The 16,178-nt window shown below is 41.4% G+C and carries 16 protein-coding genes and 1 pseudogene; 1 reads left to right on the top strand and 16 read right to left on the bottom strand.

Annotated features, from left to right (window positions below):
- The 16 genes and pseudogenes from PN497_RS02110 to PN497_RS02185 form a co-directional block, all read right to left on the bottom strand.
- Positions 1–186 (bottom strand): annotated as a pseudogene (locus PN497_RS02110) (hypothetical protein); the annotation flags it as partial.
- A gap of 234 nt (positions 187–420) precedes the next feature.
- A complete protein-coding gene (gene pseG, locus PN497_RS02115; RefSeq protein ID WP_096571343.1) occupies positions 421–2,022 on the bottom strand; it encodes a UDP-2,4-diacetamido-2,4,6-trideoxy-beta-L-altropyranose hydrolase in 1,602 nt (533 codons plus the stop codon).
- Between the two features lie 18 nt (positions 2,023–2,040).
- Positions 2,041–2,715, bottom strand: a complete 675-nt coding sequence (locus PN497_RS02120) for a PIG-L deacetylase family protein (protein WP_096571341.1) — start codon at positions 2,713–2,715, stop codon at positions 2,041–2,043.
- Between the two features lie 22 nt (positions 2,716–2,737).
- Positions 2,738–2,875 carry a hypothetical protein gene (locus PN497_RS02125; protein ID WP_272109478.1) on the bottom strand — a complete coding sequence of 46 codons (138 nt, stop codon included), beginning with the start codon at positions 2,873–2,875 and terminating at the stop codon, positions 2,738–2,740.
- Complete coding sequence (locus PN497_RS02130; RefSeq protein WP_272109480.1) at positions 2,872–3,222, bottom strand: UPF0175 family protein; 351 nt, start codon at positions 3,220–3,222, stop codon at positions 2,872–2,874. Before PN497_RS02130 ends, PN497_RS02125 begins: the two co-directional genes overlap by 4 nt.
- Positions 3,223–3,340: 118 nt before the next feature.
- Positions 3,341–4,117: an imidazole glycerol phosphate synthase subunit HisF gene (gene hisF, locus PN497_RS02135; protein ID WP_096571339.1), complete on the bottom strand. Its 777-nt coding sequence runs from the start codon at positions 4,115–4,117 to the stop codon at positions 3,341–3,343.
- Entirely contained in the window at positions 4,111–4,752 is a 642-nt protein-coding gene (gene hisH / locus PN497_RS02140; protein WP_096571337.1) for an imidazole glycerol phosphate synthase subunit HisH, read from the bottom strand. The genes hisF and hisH overlap by 7 nt, the downstream gene beginning before the upstream one ends.
- A gap of 44 nt (positions 4,753–4,796) precedes the next feature.
- A complete protein-coding gene (locus PN497_RS02145) occupies positions 4,797–5,108 on the bottom strand; it encodes an SPASM domain-containing protein (protein ID WP_272109483.1) in 312 nt (103 codons plus the stop codon).
- A gap of 47 nt (positions 5,109–5,155) precedes the next feature.
- On the bottom strand, positions 5,156–5,698 hold the full coding sequence (locus PN497_RS02150) for a radical SAM protein (protein WP_096571333.1): 543 nt from the start codon (positions 5,696–5,698) through the stop codon (positions 5,156–5,158).
- A gap of 116 nt (positions 5,699–5,814) precedes the next feature.
- Positions 5,815–6,966: an N-acetyl sugar amidotransferase gene (locus PN497_RS02155; protein WP_096571331.1), complete on the bottom strand. Its 1,152-nt coding sequence runs from the start codon at positions 6,964–6,966 to the stop codon at positions 5,815–5,817.
- Between the two features lie 22 nt (positions 6,967–6,988).
- The gene (locus PN497_RS02160; protein WP_096571329.1) at positions 6,989–7,612 is read right to left on the bottom strand and encodes a pseudaminic acid biosynthesis-associated methylase; all 624 of its coding nucleotides are present in this window, start codon (positions 7,610–7,612) and stop codon (positions 6,989–6,991) included.
- A gap of 21 nt (positions 7,613–7,633) precedes the next feature.
- Complete coding sequence (gene pseF / locus PN497_RS02165; RefSeq protein WP_272109486.1) at positions 7,634–8,323, bottom strand: pseudaminic acid cytidylyltransferase; 690 nt, start codon at positions 8,321–8,323, stop codon at positions 7,634–7,636.
- Positions 8,324–8,461: 138 nt separating this feature from the next.
- Entirely contained in the window at positions 8,462–9,628 is a 1,167-nt protein-coding gene (gene pseC, locus PN497_RS02170; protein ID WP_096571327.1) for a UDP-4-amino-4,6-dideoxy-N-acetyl-beta-L-altrosamine transaminase, read from the bottom strand.
- A 158-nt stretch (positions 9,629–9,786) separates the two neighbouring features.
- Positions 9,787–9,954 carry a DUF29 family protein gene (locus tag PN497_RS02175; RefSeq protein ID WP_334310602.1) on the bottom strand — a complete coding sequence of 56 codons (168 nt, stop codon included), beginning with the start codon at positions 9,952–9,954 and terminating at the stop codon, positions 9,787–9,789.
- A 169-nt stretch (positions 9,955–10,123) separates the two neighbouring features.
- Positions 10,124–11,137 (bottom strand): UDP-N-acetylglucosamine 4,6-dehydratase (inverting), encoded by a 1,014-nt coding sequence (gene pseB, locus PN497_RS02180; protein ID WP_096571325.1) that lies wholly within the window; start codon positions 11,135–11,137, stop codon positions 10,124–10,126.
- Between the two features lie 607 nt (positions 11,138–11,744).
- Entirely contained in the window at positions 11,745–13,070 is a 1,326-nt protein-coding gene (locus PN497_RS02185) for a glycosyltransferase family 4 protein (RefSeq protein ID WP_096571323.1), read from the bottom strand.
- 742 nt (positions 13,071–13,812) lie between these two features.
- On the opposite strand from PN497_RS02185, the gene PN497_RS02190 reads away from it, so the two are divergent.
- The gene (locus PN497_RS02190) at positions 13,813–16,050 is read left to right on the top strand and encodes a GumC family protein (protein ID WP_096571321.1); all 2,238 of its coding nucleotides are present in this window, start codon (positions 13,813–13,815) and stop codon (positions 16,048–16,050) included.
- Positions 16,051–16,178: the final 128 nt, after the last annotated feature.

A 16,178-nucleotide genomic window follows, 5' to 3' on the forward strand; every position in this document is an offset into this window, starting at 1 on the left:
TAAAAATTCTCCTATTTCTGGGGATAAAACCTTCAGTAAAACATCACTTTCTCGCTCTATCCACTGAAATTCTGTGTTGAGGATGTCTTGTACTTGTAAGTCACTGCGCTGGGTAATCCATTTTACCCAGGTGTTAGGTGCGAGACTGATTAATCTTTTTCCCCCTATGTCTGCTTTTTTCGCCATTGATTGGTTATAAGTTATCAGTATGTTTATTTTGTATTATAGTTTTCTGTGTGTTTAATCAACTACACACTAATTTCCCCTCCATTCCTATTCTCTATATCTTGTGACAAATCACACAAAAACTTTCAACCCTCTTCCCAGTCGGTCTTTAACCGACTTAAGCTTTTAGCCAGGGAATTCATTCCCTGTAACTCTATCTATCTATCGATTATACTGAATGGCGATCGCGAACGTTTAACCAACTTTGGGAGTCGGAGAGAATGGTAAGCGAAAGCTGCTGATTGATTGATTGATTGATTGATTGATTGATTGCGGCTCCTCTGTAAAACCCAACCGCAAAAACACCGCCTTTGAAGCTGCATTATTAATTTTTACATCTGCTCTTAAGTATTTAGGTGTAAAAGACTTTAAAGCTTGTATTCCCAGTTGTACTAAGGAGGTAGCCCAACCGCGACCCCGAACTAAAACATCTAGGGAATAGTCAATTACCCCTTCATGATCTTGGAGTTGAAAACGAATTTGTCCTACAGGTAAATTATTAGCTTCTAAAACCCCCAAATAACAATGACTATCAGCTAACTTGCGGTGAAACCAACTTTGATGTTCTTCCCAAATAATAGGGTCTGATTGTAAAGATTGACGACGCACTTCTGGCTCATTTACCCAAGTATAATAAAGCCACTGATCTGTTAATTTTGCCGATCGCAATCGTAGTTGATTTTTAGGAGTGGGATATAAATATTCTCCTACTCTGTCTGCTCCCAGTCCATCTACATACTGCTTACCCTGGTCAGACATTCTGACGACAGTAGCAGGATTTCTCTGCACAAAAGCGATCGCCTCTGCTATATCTTTGACCTGAACTTGCTCACCAGTTCCTAAATAAATAATAGCTTCTTCCCTAGCCAAAGCCTGACAAGCTGGGACTTGATTATCCGCAATACTAATTACTAAACTTGGTAAACCTAAACACAGTCTTTCCCAGGTAGTTGTTCCCCCTGCTCCTATAGCTAAGTCCGCACGAGCCATTAACTGTGCTAAGTGAGGAAGGTTTTCATAAAGGGTTGTCTGGGGACGCTGGTTAACTTGCTGTTGTAATGATAACCGATGGGGATTACTAGAACCTACTACCACATCCACATATAGGGAGGTAAATTCCCCAGCAGATAGGGCGGATATGACCTTACCAGTAATATTCTGGGGGTCAGTACCACCAAAGAAAATCAGCACCCGCTCTACCTTACCAGTATGGGGTGGTAAGGTCTGGCGAAATTCTAGATATTCTGGACGCAATAGAGCATAACGACAACCCAAAAGTAACCGACAATCATCGGGTACTAACCCCTGATAACGGTTGACTCCGGGAAAATGGTAATTTTGGTCGAGTAAAACATCACAATCATGGGGACGATTGGCTAAATCATCTATAACTAAAATTTTACCCACATGGGGGCGCAGTTGTTCTTGCCAAGGGCGACCTAATCCATAGTGGTCTACAATCAACCAATGGGGAATTTCTCCCCCCAAAGCTGCTATAGTTTGGGCTGCATCTGTTTGTGGGTCAACTCCTAACCATAAACCATAGTCTTCTGCTGTTACCTCCACTAATGGTGGTGCTGGTAAAACGGTAACAGGAAAAGCGGAACGGGTCAGCAAATGGATTAAGTTACCCGGATGGTCACGACAAATAAATTTTACCTCTGCACCCCTGCGCTGTAGTGCTTCCGCCAAGGTTCGACAACGCACCAAGTGACCAGACCCCATGTTCTGGGAAGAATCTACCCTAATTACTACTTTCATGACAAAGGCTTTTTTCCTACCTCCATCGTCAATCATAACTGTTTACTCCAGACCTCATCCCAGATGTCTACCTAAAATAAAAGCCTCTGCTGCTGCTACTCCCACCGTTGCACCCCGCCACTGGGCTAAGGCTGTGACTGCTTCCAGTGAGCGGGGATGGGGAAAGGGGCGCAGTTCTTCTTGATACAATGCCAAGGCTTGCTGTTTCACTGCTAGGGTATGGGAAATATCTATAAACCAGTTAGGGTGAAAACTCGGTGCTGATCCAGGGGGTTGCCATTCTGTGCTTGAAGGTACTTCAAAGAATAGCAGGGTTTTAACTGGATGTTGGGGTTGGGGACGACAAGCTGTGACTACGGCTTGATGTACTCGTTGATGGTCGATATTTACATCCCCGGCGTGGTGGGTAAAGATGGTATTTGGTTGATATTGGGCGATCGCCTGTTCAATTGTTTGAACTATTGATAATAGGGGGACTGTATCTAATTTGTTATCTGGGAAGTCACCAAAGCTGACTGAGGAAATACCTAAACATTCTCCTGCTTTTCTCGCTGCTGTGTGACGGCGTTCTAGTTCTGCTGTGTCATGGGTTACCCGGGCAGAAATACCATCTGCAACAAATATAACTTGTACTGGCACACCTTGGGCAGTGTAAGAGGCGATCGCCCCTCCACACCCCAATACTTCATCATCTGGGTGGGCGGCTACAATCAATATAGAGTTGTGCATTTTTTAGTCGGAAACTCTTGGCTTATTTAGCTTCGACAACACTGTTCACGGAAATATCTGACTCAGGCACAACCACATTGCCACATAGGGTATCAAGTAAAGCCAGGCGATCGCAAGTCGCTAGGGCAATCAAGGCTGAAGCATCAGCAACCAGAATCATGGGGTGTTAAGTCTGTCGAGTTCTTCGAGTAATTCCTCACTCGACATATCAATAACGGGAATACAATGGGTCTTACAAAGGATCATAAAATCATACAAGTCAAACCCAGCCAACTCAGCCGCTTTCATCAATTTCAGTCGCTCTTGTTGGTAGAGCCAAAGCGCATAGGCTGTGCGGATTTCCTGTTGAATTTCAGATTTGGATTGAAGGGCGACAAAGTCGTTCGGTAATTCAATAGCTATTTGCATTGTTAGTCCTGCTTCATGGCTGATTCCCAATGACCGCCAATCACATCCTCTGCACAGTATCAAAGGCGATCGCCCCTCCACACCCCAATACTTCATCATCTGGGTGGGCGGCTACAATCAATATAGACTTAGCTATGTTCTAATTTAGACGCTTAGACGCAATGTAGTAATAAGCTACACCGTAAATGCATCAACATATTGTTGTCAACTACTGTTATTACTGGATTGGAGCAAAGTTCAGACGAACCGGGATACCAGCCTGTCTCATAGCCTCTTTTGCACCCACTGGTGTCTGTTCTGTAAAATGAAACATACTTGCAGCCGCAACAGCAGAAGCACCGGACTGTGTTACCGCTTCGATCATATGTTGATAGTTACCAGCACCGCCCGAAGCAATGATGGGTATATTAACCGACTGGCTGACAATCTCAATGAGACCAAGATCGTAGCCTTCCATCAAGCCATCATTATCGATGGACGTAATTAATATTTCACCCGCACCACGATCTTCAAGTTCTCGAGACCAATCAACCACTTCTCGACCGGTATCACGAGAACCGGAATGACTGAAGCAAGTCCAACCACCCATAAGATTACGCATTGCATCAATACTTGCTACGACACATTGTGTACCGTACCGACCCGCAATATCTGTTACTAACGACGGTGAACTATAAGCTGCCGTATTAACCACAATTTTATCAGCCCCAGAGCGGAGTAACTTCTGAACTTGATCAATATTAGTAACTCCACCACCGACTGCAAAGGGTACAAAGCATTCCTGACTAAAATCGGCAATGGATTCAAAATCAGGAGGTTCACCAGTAGTATTGGCTGCAATATCCACCAATACTAGTTCATCAACATCACGCTGATTATACACTTTTATCGCAGGTAAAACCGGACCAACTCTTCGCCAACTATCAAATCGAGTTCCTTTAACCAGTCCGAACTGTTTCCACAACAGGGTCGGTATGACGCGCACCTTTAGCATCGCTGACTATAAATAAAATTACGTAGAAGTTGCATCCCTGCACGAGAACTTTTCTCCGGGTGGAATTGCGTACCCCAAACTCTTCCTAGCCCTACCACTGCCGTAAATGAAATATCATATTCAGCCTTTGCCAGTACAGTCTTTTGTTCATCTGCTATAAAGACATAGCTGTGTACAAAGTAAAAGTCTGTGCCATTACTAATACCGTCTAAAACCCATGGTTTCGAGTCTAACTTAGTAATACTATTCCAGCCTACATGGGGAACCCGCAGAGAACAGCCTTGAGATGTAAGACTTACAACCCGGCCAGGGATCAATCCCAAACCTTCCGTTCCAATGGTTGAATCTAATGCACCCTCCAAACCGAAGTTAGCCAACAGTTGCATACCAAGACAAATTCCTAATAAAGGACGGTTATAGTTGTTAACTTCTTCTTTAATTGCATTCACCCAACCTCCTTGTCGCAAAATCTGCATACAATCAGTGAAATTGCCGACACCGGGCAGAATAAGAGCATCGTTTGCATGAATATCAATTGCACGATCAACCAGCACTGGTGATACTCGCAGTTGTTCGAGAGCCCGTGCAATAGATCCTAGATTGCCAACTCCATAGTCAATAATTCCCACTTTCATAAGTTGTCAACCGAAAAAAAACACTCAGCTTGTTCAAGGGAATGTTATCGCCACTTTGGAATTAAATACTTTCTGGGGCGCACTACGTTACAATTAGCACATAGATCAGGATAATTCCTGTTCATCATCAGTTCTCTTAAATACTGATATTTACCACCCATAAATAATTGTTTTATGTCATCAGTGAGAATATTTCCCATAGGCAGTTTTGATGTCAGATCATAACAGCATGGAACTATTGTACCATCTGCACGAATAGTCAGGGTGTGTTCAATATGATCACATTCAACTGAATCTATCCCATCAAGTTCCCAAATTGTGTATTCTTGAGATACATTCATATGTGGCCAGACCATTGCATATGTGGCCTTAAATTCATCCACTTTATCCCCAAAGATTTCTTTTAACCATGTTGGAACTTCTGGTTGAATCTCTGAATCTCTCTGAATCTCTCTGAATCTAAAAATTGTGTTGTGGAAATTGCCACTCTGACCGGATGTCTTAATTCTTCCTTTTTAGTTAAAAAGTGAGTGATGTTGTTTATTACTCGTGATGATGAAGAATTTACACGTATCTTTTGATTTTCACTTTCATTTAAACCATCAAGGCTAAATTCAATGAGATCTAGAGGAGTAGATAGTAAGGATTCACACTTGCTTTGACTCAAAAGCATTCCATTGGAAACCATTTTAATAAAGAAGGATTTTATAGACTTAATAGCACTAATCATTTGGCAAATTGATTTGTTTAAAAGAGGTTCGCCACCATGATATAGAACTACAACTTCAACTTCGTCTTTATACTTCGACAAATTTTCTAAAACCTTGTCAAAAATTATATCACTCATGATGTCACGAGGCATTTCAACAGTCCCAGTTGGGCAATGACTACATGCAAGATTACACTTGCTTGCAGGTTCGATTCTCACAACCTTTAGTTTTGGCATTTTGTTTTTCCCAAGTATTACTAAATTTATTAAATAAAACCTTCACCCTTTTACCCAATAACTAATATTGGGTATTGGGATAAAAATCAAAGCACTTGAGTCTTAGATATGTAGTCTCATACGTTGTCATAATTAATTTTAGTTAGGTTTCCATCATTATCTTTAATCAGAGATCCTGAAACATCTCGTTTAAATATTTTCTTATTCGTAAATCTGTCGCAAACAGCAATAAATTCTGAAACATTCAGATCTAGCGGACGCAGTATTTCCTCAAGCGGTTTACCTAAATATTCCCAGGGGAATTTGCCATCAAGACGCTTTACAGCATCTAAGCCATCTTGACGAGTTAGCCGGCCTCTACGAATATGCAGACAAGCGAGGTCGGTAGCGCGACCAAAGCCAAACTTTAGAAACTTGAAGTAATCATGAATACCTGTTTGGTAATTGTCCAGATTTTCGTAGTTGACCATAGATCCTTCAACCACCTTAGAGTAAGTGGTAAAGCCATTTGCTATAGCAATTAACGCATTAGATAAACCATCCCAAGGGAGATAGTGCCCTAAAAACAAACCTGTCACACCTACCCGAGCGAGTTCTTCATCAGTTGGATAGGTGTAGTGAATCAGATGCTTGGCTTCAATACCTTCTTGACCGATCAAATCGGAAACCCGCATTCCCAACAAACCACCAAATTCCTCCAACCAGCGACGGGTAAGTACATTATTTTCTGAGGCTGCTGCGGGTCCACCATACTCATTTTGTGGATTTTCACCCCAAACGATCAAAGGAACATTAAACTGAACCGCAGCACGCACTGGAATAGTAAAAATCCCCACATGTTCTGGCCAGGATATGTCTCCGACCTGAGTCAAGCCTATGCGATTTAGTTTAGCCCTGATCAAAGGATTTGGCGTCACCTCAATATAATCTACTCCCAGACGCTTAAGGTTTTCGATGTTCTGCCGACCAATAGATGAGAGATCACATGTTGTTGATGTCACGCAAAGCGGATTTAACCCAAGTTGTAACATCCGTACAACTTGATAGGTACTGTCTTTACCACCACTGACGGGAACGATGCAATCCCAATTGCTACCGTCATGACAACGATATTTATCGAGTAACATAATTAGCTCTTGATAGCGGGCTTCCCAGTCCACTTTCTTGCGCCGTTCATAGCTACGGCAAGCATTACAGATACCTTCTTCGTCTAGAAATAAATCTGGCTTGGTAGATGGCATTACACAGCGTTTACAATAACTCAACATAAAAATACCTGCTTATAATTCCTTAATTTTTCTCGATTAAAAACCAAGTAATATCATCCTGAGGAAAGTTAGGATCGCGACGATAAACAAAGCCATAATCAACAAGCCTTAATTCAGGATGTTGATCTAGGACTTCACCGGCAAAATCTCGCTTAAACAAGCGATCTGCGTGACCTCGATAGGGAATAGCAACCGGTGAAGGGTTATAATACTCCGCGATTAGTAAATAGCGACCCGTTGCATTGACCAACTTGGTATAGACAATTGGTAGTTGTTCTGGGTGAGTATGAATGAGAACTCCTTTAATGAGAACAAGATCCCATTGACGCAGATCGGAAAATTCAAGTATTGATCCTGAATATACATGATCAGAGGGAATGACATTAGCTAGATATCTGGCAGCTTGTTGATTAATCTCAATCCCATGCAAATCAATGCTTGGATAAAGTAACTTGATAGCTTTTAGATTCATGCCAATGTTAGCACCAAATTCTATGCAGTTCTGTATGCCTTTGGCTGCGTAAAGCGCCTTGGAAAAAAAGGCTAAGTTGGAGGCAAGTAACTGATCACCTTGGTTCCGTTGGATATATTCCGTACCAAAATCACCGGCCCAGAATTTTTCTTGCTCTGTTTTATATACAGTCATGTTTCTACTCCAGAATTTATTCTAATTTTTATACAAAAACTTACAGATATATTCTGCTCGTTGCCAATCTTCCAATGTGTCAATATCTTGAACACGCCAACGAGGTAAAATTACAGGTAAACCTCCATCAAAACCAGATTTTTTTGTCAGCCAAGTTTGTGGTTTTGCCCAATAGAACTGACCAGCATCATGGTAAGCTGGTTCTAAATCCTGACTGCGAGCGTTGAAATATTCAGGATAAAACATTTCCGTTTTGCCAGATGTATTAATCCTAAAAGCCCGTTGAATAGTTGAGGTAAAGGAAGTCACACTAAATACATATCCCTCAGAGTTGAATTGCAGTAACTCCAGCCCTTTGTGTAAGTCCTCTACCTGAATTAAAGGAGCAGTCGCATAAATACAACAAACAGCCTCTAACGGCCATCCCTGTTCTAAACACCAAGCTACTGCATGAGCTACTACGGGAGTGGTTCCCGTGAAATCATCTGATAAATCAGCCGGACGCACAAAAGGAACTTCCGCCCCCCACTGTTGAGCCACATATGCAATCTCTTGATCATCCGTAGAAACAATGATATGTGTAAATAAGCCCGAAGCTTGAGCCGCAGTGATCGGCCAAGCAATCATGGGCTTACCACAAAAGTCTCTAATATTCTTGTGTGGAATGCGTTTACTGCCACCCCTGGCTGGAATTACAGCTATATTCATCATCTATCTTTATGTCTGTAAAATCACCATAACATAAAAGCGCACCCACTTTCCTAGTTGACCAATCGGCTCACAAAACGTTGAGCATTTTATCACAACCATAAAGCGGGAAATACTCCAATCATGATGATTTCTGATGGCTCAGGTTCCCGTGGCTCTACCTAATACCTCCACCACCCGACCCTGATCACCATCACTTAAACCAGCATACATAGGTAAACTAATCGCCTGTCCATAGTAGGACTCCGCCACGGGAAAATCCCCCGTCTGAAAACCCAAACGCCGATAATAGGGCTGGAGATGTACGGGGATATAATGAACCTGTACCCCAATCCCCCCCTCACGCAAAGCGGTAAATAACTCCTCCCGGTTTAACTTGGCTGTGGGTTCCACCTGGACTACATACAAATGCCAAGCCGAGAGACTATCGGGGTGTTGCCATGGTAAAATCACAGGCATATCTGCCAACATCCGATCATATTGTGCCGCCAATTGACGACGACGAGCAATAAACTCTGGTAATCTCTGCAATTGCGATAACCCCAAAGCCGCCTGTAAATCCGTCATCCGGTAATTAAAACCCAATTCCACCTGCTCGTATACCCAACTACCCTGTAATTGTCCTGATAATAATTCGGGGTCGCGGGTAATCCCGTGGGTACGCAGTCGTGCCATTTTTGCAGCTATTTCTGGGTCATTGGTTACAGCCATACCACCTTCAGCAGTTGTAATAATCTTGACTGGGTGAAAGCTAAAGACCGTAATATCACTATACCGACAATTGCCCACCGGTTGCCCTTGATATTCACCCCCTACAGCATGGGAAGCATCTTCAATAATGCGGAAATTATACTCCTGACTCAGAGCATAAATTGCCGCCATGTCACAGGACTGACCCGCAAAATGTACGGGAACAACTATTTTAGGTAAACTTCCCTGTGCTTGGGCTATCTGCAATTTCTGGCGCAGCGCCCCTACACTCAAATTATAAGTATCAGGGTCAATATCGACAAAATCTACCTCCGCCCCACAATAGCGCCCACAATTAGCACTAGCTACAAAGGTATTTGGTACAGTCCACAGGCGATCGCCTGGACCCAACCCCAAAGCCAAACAAGCAATATGTAAAGCCGAAGTCGCACTATTAACCGCCACACCATAACTGGCCCCACAAGCTACAGCCACCCCCTGTTCAAAGGCGGGAATCATAGGTCCTTGGGTGAGCCAGTCACTTTGTAATACTTGCACTACAGCAGCAATATCTGCCTCACTGATACTTTGGCGACCGTAGGGGATAAAGGGATTCATATAGTCTTGGGTTAAATTGGGTTACATTGTGTTAAATATTGATGATTGGGATAACTGCTGTAAAATCAATAGACATCTCCAGAAAAGAAATTATGGAACTTATTTATGGGGGCAGGGCGAAGCATTTGAAACATCTAGATGTCTGATTTTCCGTTAAATTATCGCCCAAATGCTTCGCCCCTACAACTTAGGTTACTCCCCGTGTTCTGAATTTCTTCAATTAAATGTTCTAGATCCAATTGATTAAATTCTCCAGTTTGCAATAGGTTTACAGTCTGGTCTACCCACAGGTTAAAATCCCGGTCGTAAACTGTGTTCATCTTCATAATCTATTCAATTTTCCCTAGTACAGCACGGCGTAAATAAACTAACTATTCTCACAATCGCTAAAAAGCTTACGACCTATTATTTTTGATTTTTGACTTCCGCGAAGCGGTACTAGGTTAATGATATTGAATCATAATCACTTAATATCGATGGTAACAAAAGTCATCATCAAGTAAACTCCGGGTCAATGTGCTGTCTGATTAACTCTCGGAGTTCCTCAACGGTTAGAAAAGTCTCATTACTACCAGAATTATAACTAAATCCCTGGGGAACCTTTACCGCCCCAGTTTGGCAGTAATAATTCTCTAACCTATCACCAACTTCACTGGGTAAAATCGCGTAATAGTAACCCAAATCCCAGGTATTATAACTATCACTACTAGTAATCATCTCCTCGTGGATTTTCTCCCCCGGTCGAATCCCTACTACCCTTTGTTCAGCTTGGGGAGCAATGGCTGTGGCTACATCGGTAATTCTGTAGGAAGGAATTTTGGGGACAAAAATTTCACTTCCCCTACCATTCTCAATAGTCCACAGTACCATTTTTACCCCTTCCTCCAGAGTGATATTAAAGCGAGTCATTTGGGGGTCAGTAATGGGTAATACTCCCCCATGGCGCTGCTGTAAGAAAAAGGGAATCACCGAACCCCTCGAACCCATCACATTGCCATAACGCACCACACTAAAAGAAATGTCCCTTTTGCCTTTAATATTATTGGCAGCAATAAACAACTTATCGGAGCAGAGTTTTGTGGCTCCATATAAATTAATGGGAGCGGCGGCTTTATCGGTGGATAGGGCTACCACTTGCTTTACACCAGTATCCAATGCAGCTTCAATTACATTTTGAGCGCCTAAAACATTAGTTTTAATACATTCTATAGGATTGTATTCTGCTGTAGGTACTTGTTTTAGAGCAGCAGCGTGAACAATGATGTCTATACCTTCACAAGCACGGATCAGCCGTTGTTTATCTCTAACATCTCCCAAGAAATAGCGTATTCCTCGATATTGCATATCAGAGAACTGAAGACCCATTTCATACTGCTTCAACTCATCCCGGGAATATATCACCAGTCGATGAATATCAGGGAAACTTGCCAGTAACATTTCTACAAATTTTTTGCCAAAGGAACCAGTACCACCGGTCACCAGAATTGAGCTAGATTGAGTAATTTTCATCTTAGGGAACAGGGTACAGGGAAGACGGGAACACCCAAAGCAACAAAATCAAGTTCCATTCTGACACTATCTAGATAACAACTATGAATAGGACAGTAAATAGGGTTTGCTGAATAAACCTAAAACCTTGATATATCAAAGGTTAGAGGCTGATAAACACAGAAATTAGTGCAAGGGTTTTGAAGGGTATACCGGCAAAAGTGTCCATTTTTTGGGATTTCAAGAGATGGCAAAGAAATTTTCAAATCTCCTCCTGACTCCTGACTCCTGACTCCTGACTCCTGACTCCTATGCCCTCACGGAAAGACTTTCTCAGCAACCCCTAAATAGCTCTACGTTTAGAACGTTTCCGATTATGGTTACACCTTTTATGCAATTCGTCCCCCTAATATCAAAATCAATAGGAAGGTTACGTTTGGAGAAACTGAGATCAATTAGACCATCAAAGCCCACTCCACAAAAATCAGCTTATACTGAAAGTAACTATTATTTTTTTTAATTCACTTAATAAACTTGAGATGAAAAACCCCGTTAGGAATTATTTCATTTTTAGGTTTATCTTATTTTATTACACAAGTCAATTTTACCACAAATTCAAGCAGTAATTTCAAAAATTTTTACCCTTTTTAATATTCACTGTTTGCAGTAAAACCTCAAGATACTGTTGGCAAATAATTTCCGGTGTAAAGTGGGATTGTAGATACTCACGGCCAGCTTTACCCATCTTTTCTGCTAGTGTTTGGTTACTTTGCAATAAACGGATAAATGTCGCCAGTCCCTGACCATCCCCATGGTCAAATGCTGCCCCACATTCAGCGTCAGTAATTATTTTTCTTAAGCTAGAGTCGGGTGAACAAACTACCGCCAATGGTCTCCCAGCTGATAATGCTGAATACAACTTACTCGGCAATACTAAACTTTCGCTGCTGGGGTTAACACTCACTAAAGACAGGTCGCAGGCTGTGAGAGAATAGGCTAAATCTTCCTTATCTTGATAAGGTAAAAATGTAAAATTACTTAGCTCTAGTTGAGAGACCCTAGCAATCAACTCTTCCCGTTTAGCACCCCCACCAATACACACAAACTGCACTGACTCATGTTGTAATTCTCTGGCCGCTACTAACAAAGTATCGATGTCGTGACATCGCCCCATATTCCCAGAGTAAAGGACAGTGAATTTATTGACTAAGTTGTACTTCCACGCAAACCAGTTTTCTGATTTGGCAATAGGTACAATTAAATCTGGGTTAGCCCAGCTATGAATTACAGAAACTTTATGGGCGACTTGGGGACAGTATTCTACAACCCGTTGTTTCATCTCTGGACTGAGAACCACAATTCCCCCAGCTTTGAGCCAAACTCTCTGATTTAAACCTTGCCAAAGTTTTGTTACCCAGTGCTGCTTTGATACTACACCCAGTGCGATCGCCACATCTGGATACAAATCATAGACTATACAAACATAGGGCAACTTCCACAGCAGATTAGCCACATAACCCACAATGGGCAAAAATGGTGGTGCTGTTGTGATCAGTAACACATTACTTCGCCGCCAAGGTGAGAGCAGATACAAAAAAGCACGAATGCTGTATAAAACTCCATTTACAGCCTTTCCGCGAATTCTCCCAGTCCACATTTGCGCAGTCCGAGACCTATGAATCCTAGTTTGCTCACGCAGTTCCACACGGGGAGCCTTACCCACCCTGAACGCATATCCAGGTTGACTGGTAAACACATCAATCTCTACCCCCTGCTGTTCTAACTGCTGTACAAGTTCCTCAATTAATTGTCCTGTAGCAGCATAGTCTGGAGGAAAAAACTGTGTAACTACAGATAACTTAATTGTTTGCTCATAGAAACAATCATTACCCTTATTTGTACCATCTACCGACGACAGTCCTAATGGTTTGTAGGTTTGTTGAGCATTCTTCATACATCGCAATTAATTTTTAATTCAGGCTAATACTAAGCTGTTATGTATGTAGCTACACAGAAGAGTTGAATGTTAAGATTTTGAGAATATTGTTCAAGTTGTGCATTGGTATTGGTGATACCAAACTTGAGCAATTAAAAAATCTTATCGCAGGACTCAGCACTTATAGTAGCTATAATATCACAATATCACAATGTCACAGTATCACAGTATCACAGTATCACAGTATCACAGTATCACAGTATCACAGTATCACAGTATCACAGTATCATTGTTATTTCATGTATCAACACTGTATAAATCTCTATGAATCTATCCGACTAATACCCTTGTATTTCTTAGATAGCAAGGACACACAGGATGTAGGCATTTTGTACTTTTAGCCCCTATCACCTTAACCTTTATAAGCACATATGGGATAATCTTGCTACTGCAAAATTAATGTCATTGAGTGCTATTTATCAGGAAATGGAGTGAGCCAAAACCACTGAAGCAAATAGGACTTACGCATTGACAAAGTAGCAAAATAGTGTATTGATGGAAAGTGTCATCTACTCAGCAGGTATCAAGTGTCAACAGTTCACGGATTAACTACTCTATATTAGACCTCTTTGAAAAAGATATAGGGACAATTCATGAATTGTTCCTACGAATGGGTTTCAGGTTACGCATATTTAATTTTCACCAGATGTCTATTGGATTTCATCTGATCTTCGTACTTAGTAAAAATAGAGTGTAAAATATGTCTACTATCCACAATCAAACTGACAAACCCGTAAATCCCGAACAGACGAGAAACTCCATCACTCCATTTTTTCCCTATCCCCCTTTTCTGGACAATCAGCAACAAGAAAATCAGCAACAAAGGGAGGATTGGAATTACAAAGAATTTTTAAGTTTGTTAAGGCGTCGAATTGTAGTTGTTGTGGGAGTAGCTACAACTGTACTTGCCAGTGTAGGTGTAAAGATTTACTTAAATCCCCAAAGCCCACCAGAATATGAAAGCAGTTTTACAATCCTGGTTGAAACCCCTGATAATAGTAGTGAGTTGTTAAACTTAGGCGATAACATCAACCGAACAATTACACAGAGTTTCGATTATGAAACTCAAATTCTCGTGATGTTGGGTTCTGACATTCTGCAAAACAGCATTAAACAGTTACAAGCTAACTATCCAAACATCAACTATGGATATCTGACTCGGGGTCTAAGGATTTCTCGTGTAGGTCAAACCAAAATTATTCAAGTCAATTATCGTAGCCAAAACCCTGTGGAATCCAAAGATGTACTAGAACAAATTGCTGCCGATTATTTAGCTTACAGTCAACAACAAAAGCGAAATACCCTCATTGAAGGTTTAAAATATATAGATGAAGAACTACCCAAGATACAAAGACGCGTCAACCAGGTTCAGGCAACATTAGAACAGTTCCAACGTAGGCATAACTTTCTCGGTACAGAAGTCCTAGCGGAAGCAATTGGAGAGCAAATCACAGATGTAAATCAACAACTGCAACAACTACAACTACCACTAGCCCAAGCTCGTGCTGATTGGAATTTCTTACAAACTGAAGATGGTGTCAGGTCTATCCTGGATAACTATCCTATATATCGGTCATTAAATGAAGAATTGCGCCAATTAGATATTCAAATTGCCACACAATCATCTGTTTTTCAAGATGGAAACCCCGCCCTAATTACACTCAAGGAAAAACAGAACAACATCAGACCATTAATCGAGCAAGAATCAGAACTATATATCCAAACTAAGCGAGTAGAAGCATATAAATTACTCAAATCCTTAGAACTTAATCAACAAGAACTGGAAAAAAAACGCCGAATTTTAGAACAGAAAAACCTGGAATTACCTACACTGATCCGACAATATACAGAAATACAACGCCGTTTAGCTATTGCTAATGAAAGTCTGAATCGTTTTTTATCAGCTAGGGAAGATTTGCTCATTAAACAATCCTCTCAGATGGAACAAGGTTGGCAATTAGTTCAGTCACCTAACCTACCCATAAGTCCTATAGCTGTCTCTTCAACTATGATCCGGGATATGATCATGGGAATTGCCGCGAGTATCTCCCTAGGGATTGGTGCAGCTTTACTCTTGGAAAAGCTAGATCATACTTATCACAACGCTTTGAGCCTCAAAGAAAGAATCAAATTTCCTGTATTAGGGAATATTCCCTTTAACCAAGAAATGCAGCAGGATAAATCCCCTACTTTCAAACTCAAAAATGCTTTGATACAATACTCGGATGGGCAGATGGAAACTACTACCCAAAGAACCACCGTAGCCAAACGGCACTACACCAATTACGCTAACAATTTTATCGAAGCCATCAGGGTACTCTACACAAATATACAATTATTAAGCTCTGATACTCCCATCAGTTCTATTACCATCACCTCCTCCATGCAAGGTGACGGTAAAACTACAATTGCCTTTTATCTGGCTCAAGTAGCTGCAACTATGGGGAAAAAAGTATTACTGGTAGATACAGATTTGCGCCGCCCTAGTATTCATACCTTGGCAAATTTAAGTAATATCTGGGGGTTGAGTAGTTTAATTACTACGGATATGTCCATAGAAAATGTAGTCACACTACTACCTGCTATGAATGAATTATCTATCATTACTTCTGGACCTATTCCCCCCGATGCACCTAAGTTACTCTCATCAGGGAAAATGAAAAAACTGATGGCACAGTTTCAAGATACCTTTGATTTAGTCATTTATGATGTTCCTCCCATTGTGGGTCTAGCTGATACCAATTACATCGCTCCCCAAACCGACGGTGTGGTGATGATCGTCAGGATGGATAAAACAGACCGTTTTGTATTTGAGCAGGCTTTAACTGATCTGAAAAATGCGTCCATTGATGTTTTAGGCGTAGTTGCCAATGGACAGCATGGTCATTCAGACAATTACTACAACTATTATTACCACCAAGGTGAGGAAATTAGCTAGTTAATCATTTGCTAACTTTCGCTAACTAATGCTATACTTTCCTCATGGCATACATACCACTGGTGAAAAGCGGTCGAATTTCTGGGATTGCATCCAAACACTTTAAGGAGATATGCAGATGAGGGGAA

This window comes from Sphaerospermopsis kisseleviana CS-549, from assembly GCF_028329225.1.
GTDB classification, from domain to species: Bacteria; Cyanobacteriota; Cyanobacteriia; order Cyanobacteriales; family Nostocaceae; genus Sphaerospermopsis; species Sphaerospermopsis kisseleviana.

What these genes read in the sequence shown, in the direction of transcription:
- pseG (WP_096571343.1), bottom strand. Translation starts at nt 2,022, where the DNA reads ATGATTGACGATGGAGGTAGGAAAAAAGCCTTTGTCATGAAAGTAGTA.
- PN497_RS02120 (WP_096571341.1), bottom strand. Translation starts at nt 2,715, where the DNA reads ATGCACAACTCTATATTGATTGTAGCCGCCCACCCAGATGATGAAGTA.
- PN497_RS02125 (WP_272109478.1), bottom strand. Translation starts at nt 2,875, where the DNA reads ATGATTCTGGTTGCTGATGCTTCAGCCTTGATTGCCCTAGCGACTTGC.
- PN497_RS02130 (WP_272109480.1), bottom strand. Translation starts at nt 3,222, where the DNA reads ATGATGAAGTATTGGGGTGTGGAGGGGCGATCGCCTTTGATACTGTGC.
- hisF (WP_096571339.1), bottom strand. Translation starts at nt 4,117, where the DNA reads ATGCTAAAGGTGCGCGTCATACCGACCCTGTTGTGGAAACAGTTCGGA.
- hisH (WP_096571337.1), bottom strand. Translation starts at nt 4,752, where the DNA reads ATGAAAGTGGGAATTATTGACTATGGAGTTGGCAATCTAGGATCTATT.
- PN497_RS02145 (WP_272109483.1), bottom strand. Translation starts at nt 5,108, where the DNA reads ATGGTCTGGCCACATATGAATGTATCTCAAGAATACACAATTTGGGAA.
- PN497_RS02150 (WP_096571333.1), bottom strand. Translation starts at nt 5,698, where the DNA reads ATGCCAAAACTAAAGGTTGTGAGAATCGAACCTGCAAGCAAGTGTAAT.
- PN497_RS02155 (WP_096571331.1), bottom strand. Translation starts at nt 6,966, where the DNA reads ATGTTGAGTTATTGTAAACGCTGTGTAATGCCATCTACCAAGCCAGAT.
- PN497_RS02160 (WP_096571329.1), bottom strand. Translation starts at nt 7,612, where the DNA reads ATGACTGTATATAAAACAGAGCAAGAAAAATTCTGGGCCGGTGATTTT.
- pseF (WP_272109486.1), bottom strand. Translation starts at nt 8,323, where the DNA reads ATGATGAATATAGCTGTAATTCCAGCCAGGGGTGGCAGTAAACGCATT.
- pseC (WP_096571327.1), bottom strand. Translation starts at nt 9,628, where the DNA reads ATGAATCCCTTTATCCCCTACGGTCGCCAAAGTATCAGTGAGGCAGAT.
- PN497_RS02175 (WP_334310602.1), bottom strand. Translation starts at nt 9,954, where the DNA reads ATGAAGATGAACACAGTTTACGACCGGGATTTTAACCTGTGGGTAGAC.
- pseB (WP_096571325.1), bottom strand. Translation starts at nt 11,137, where the DNA reads ATGAAAATTACTCAATCTAGCTCAATTCTGGTGACCGGTGGTACTGGT.
- PN497_RS02185 (WP_096571323.1), bottom strand. Translation starts at nt 13,070, where the DNA reads ATGAAGAATGCTCAACAAACCTACAAACCATTAGGACTGTCGTCGGTA.
- PN497_RS02190 (WP_096571321.1), top strand. Translation starts at nt 13,813, where the DNA reads ATGTCTACTATCCACAATCAAACTGACAAACCCGTAAATCCCGAACAG.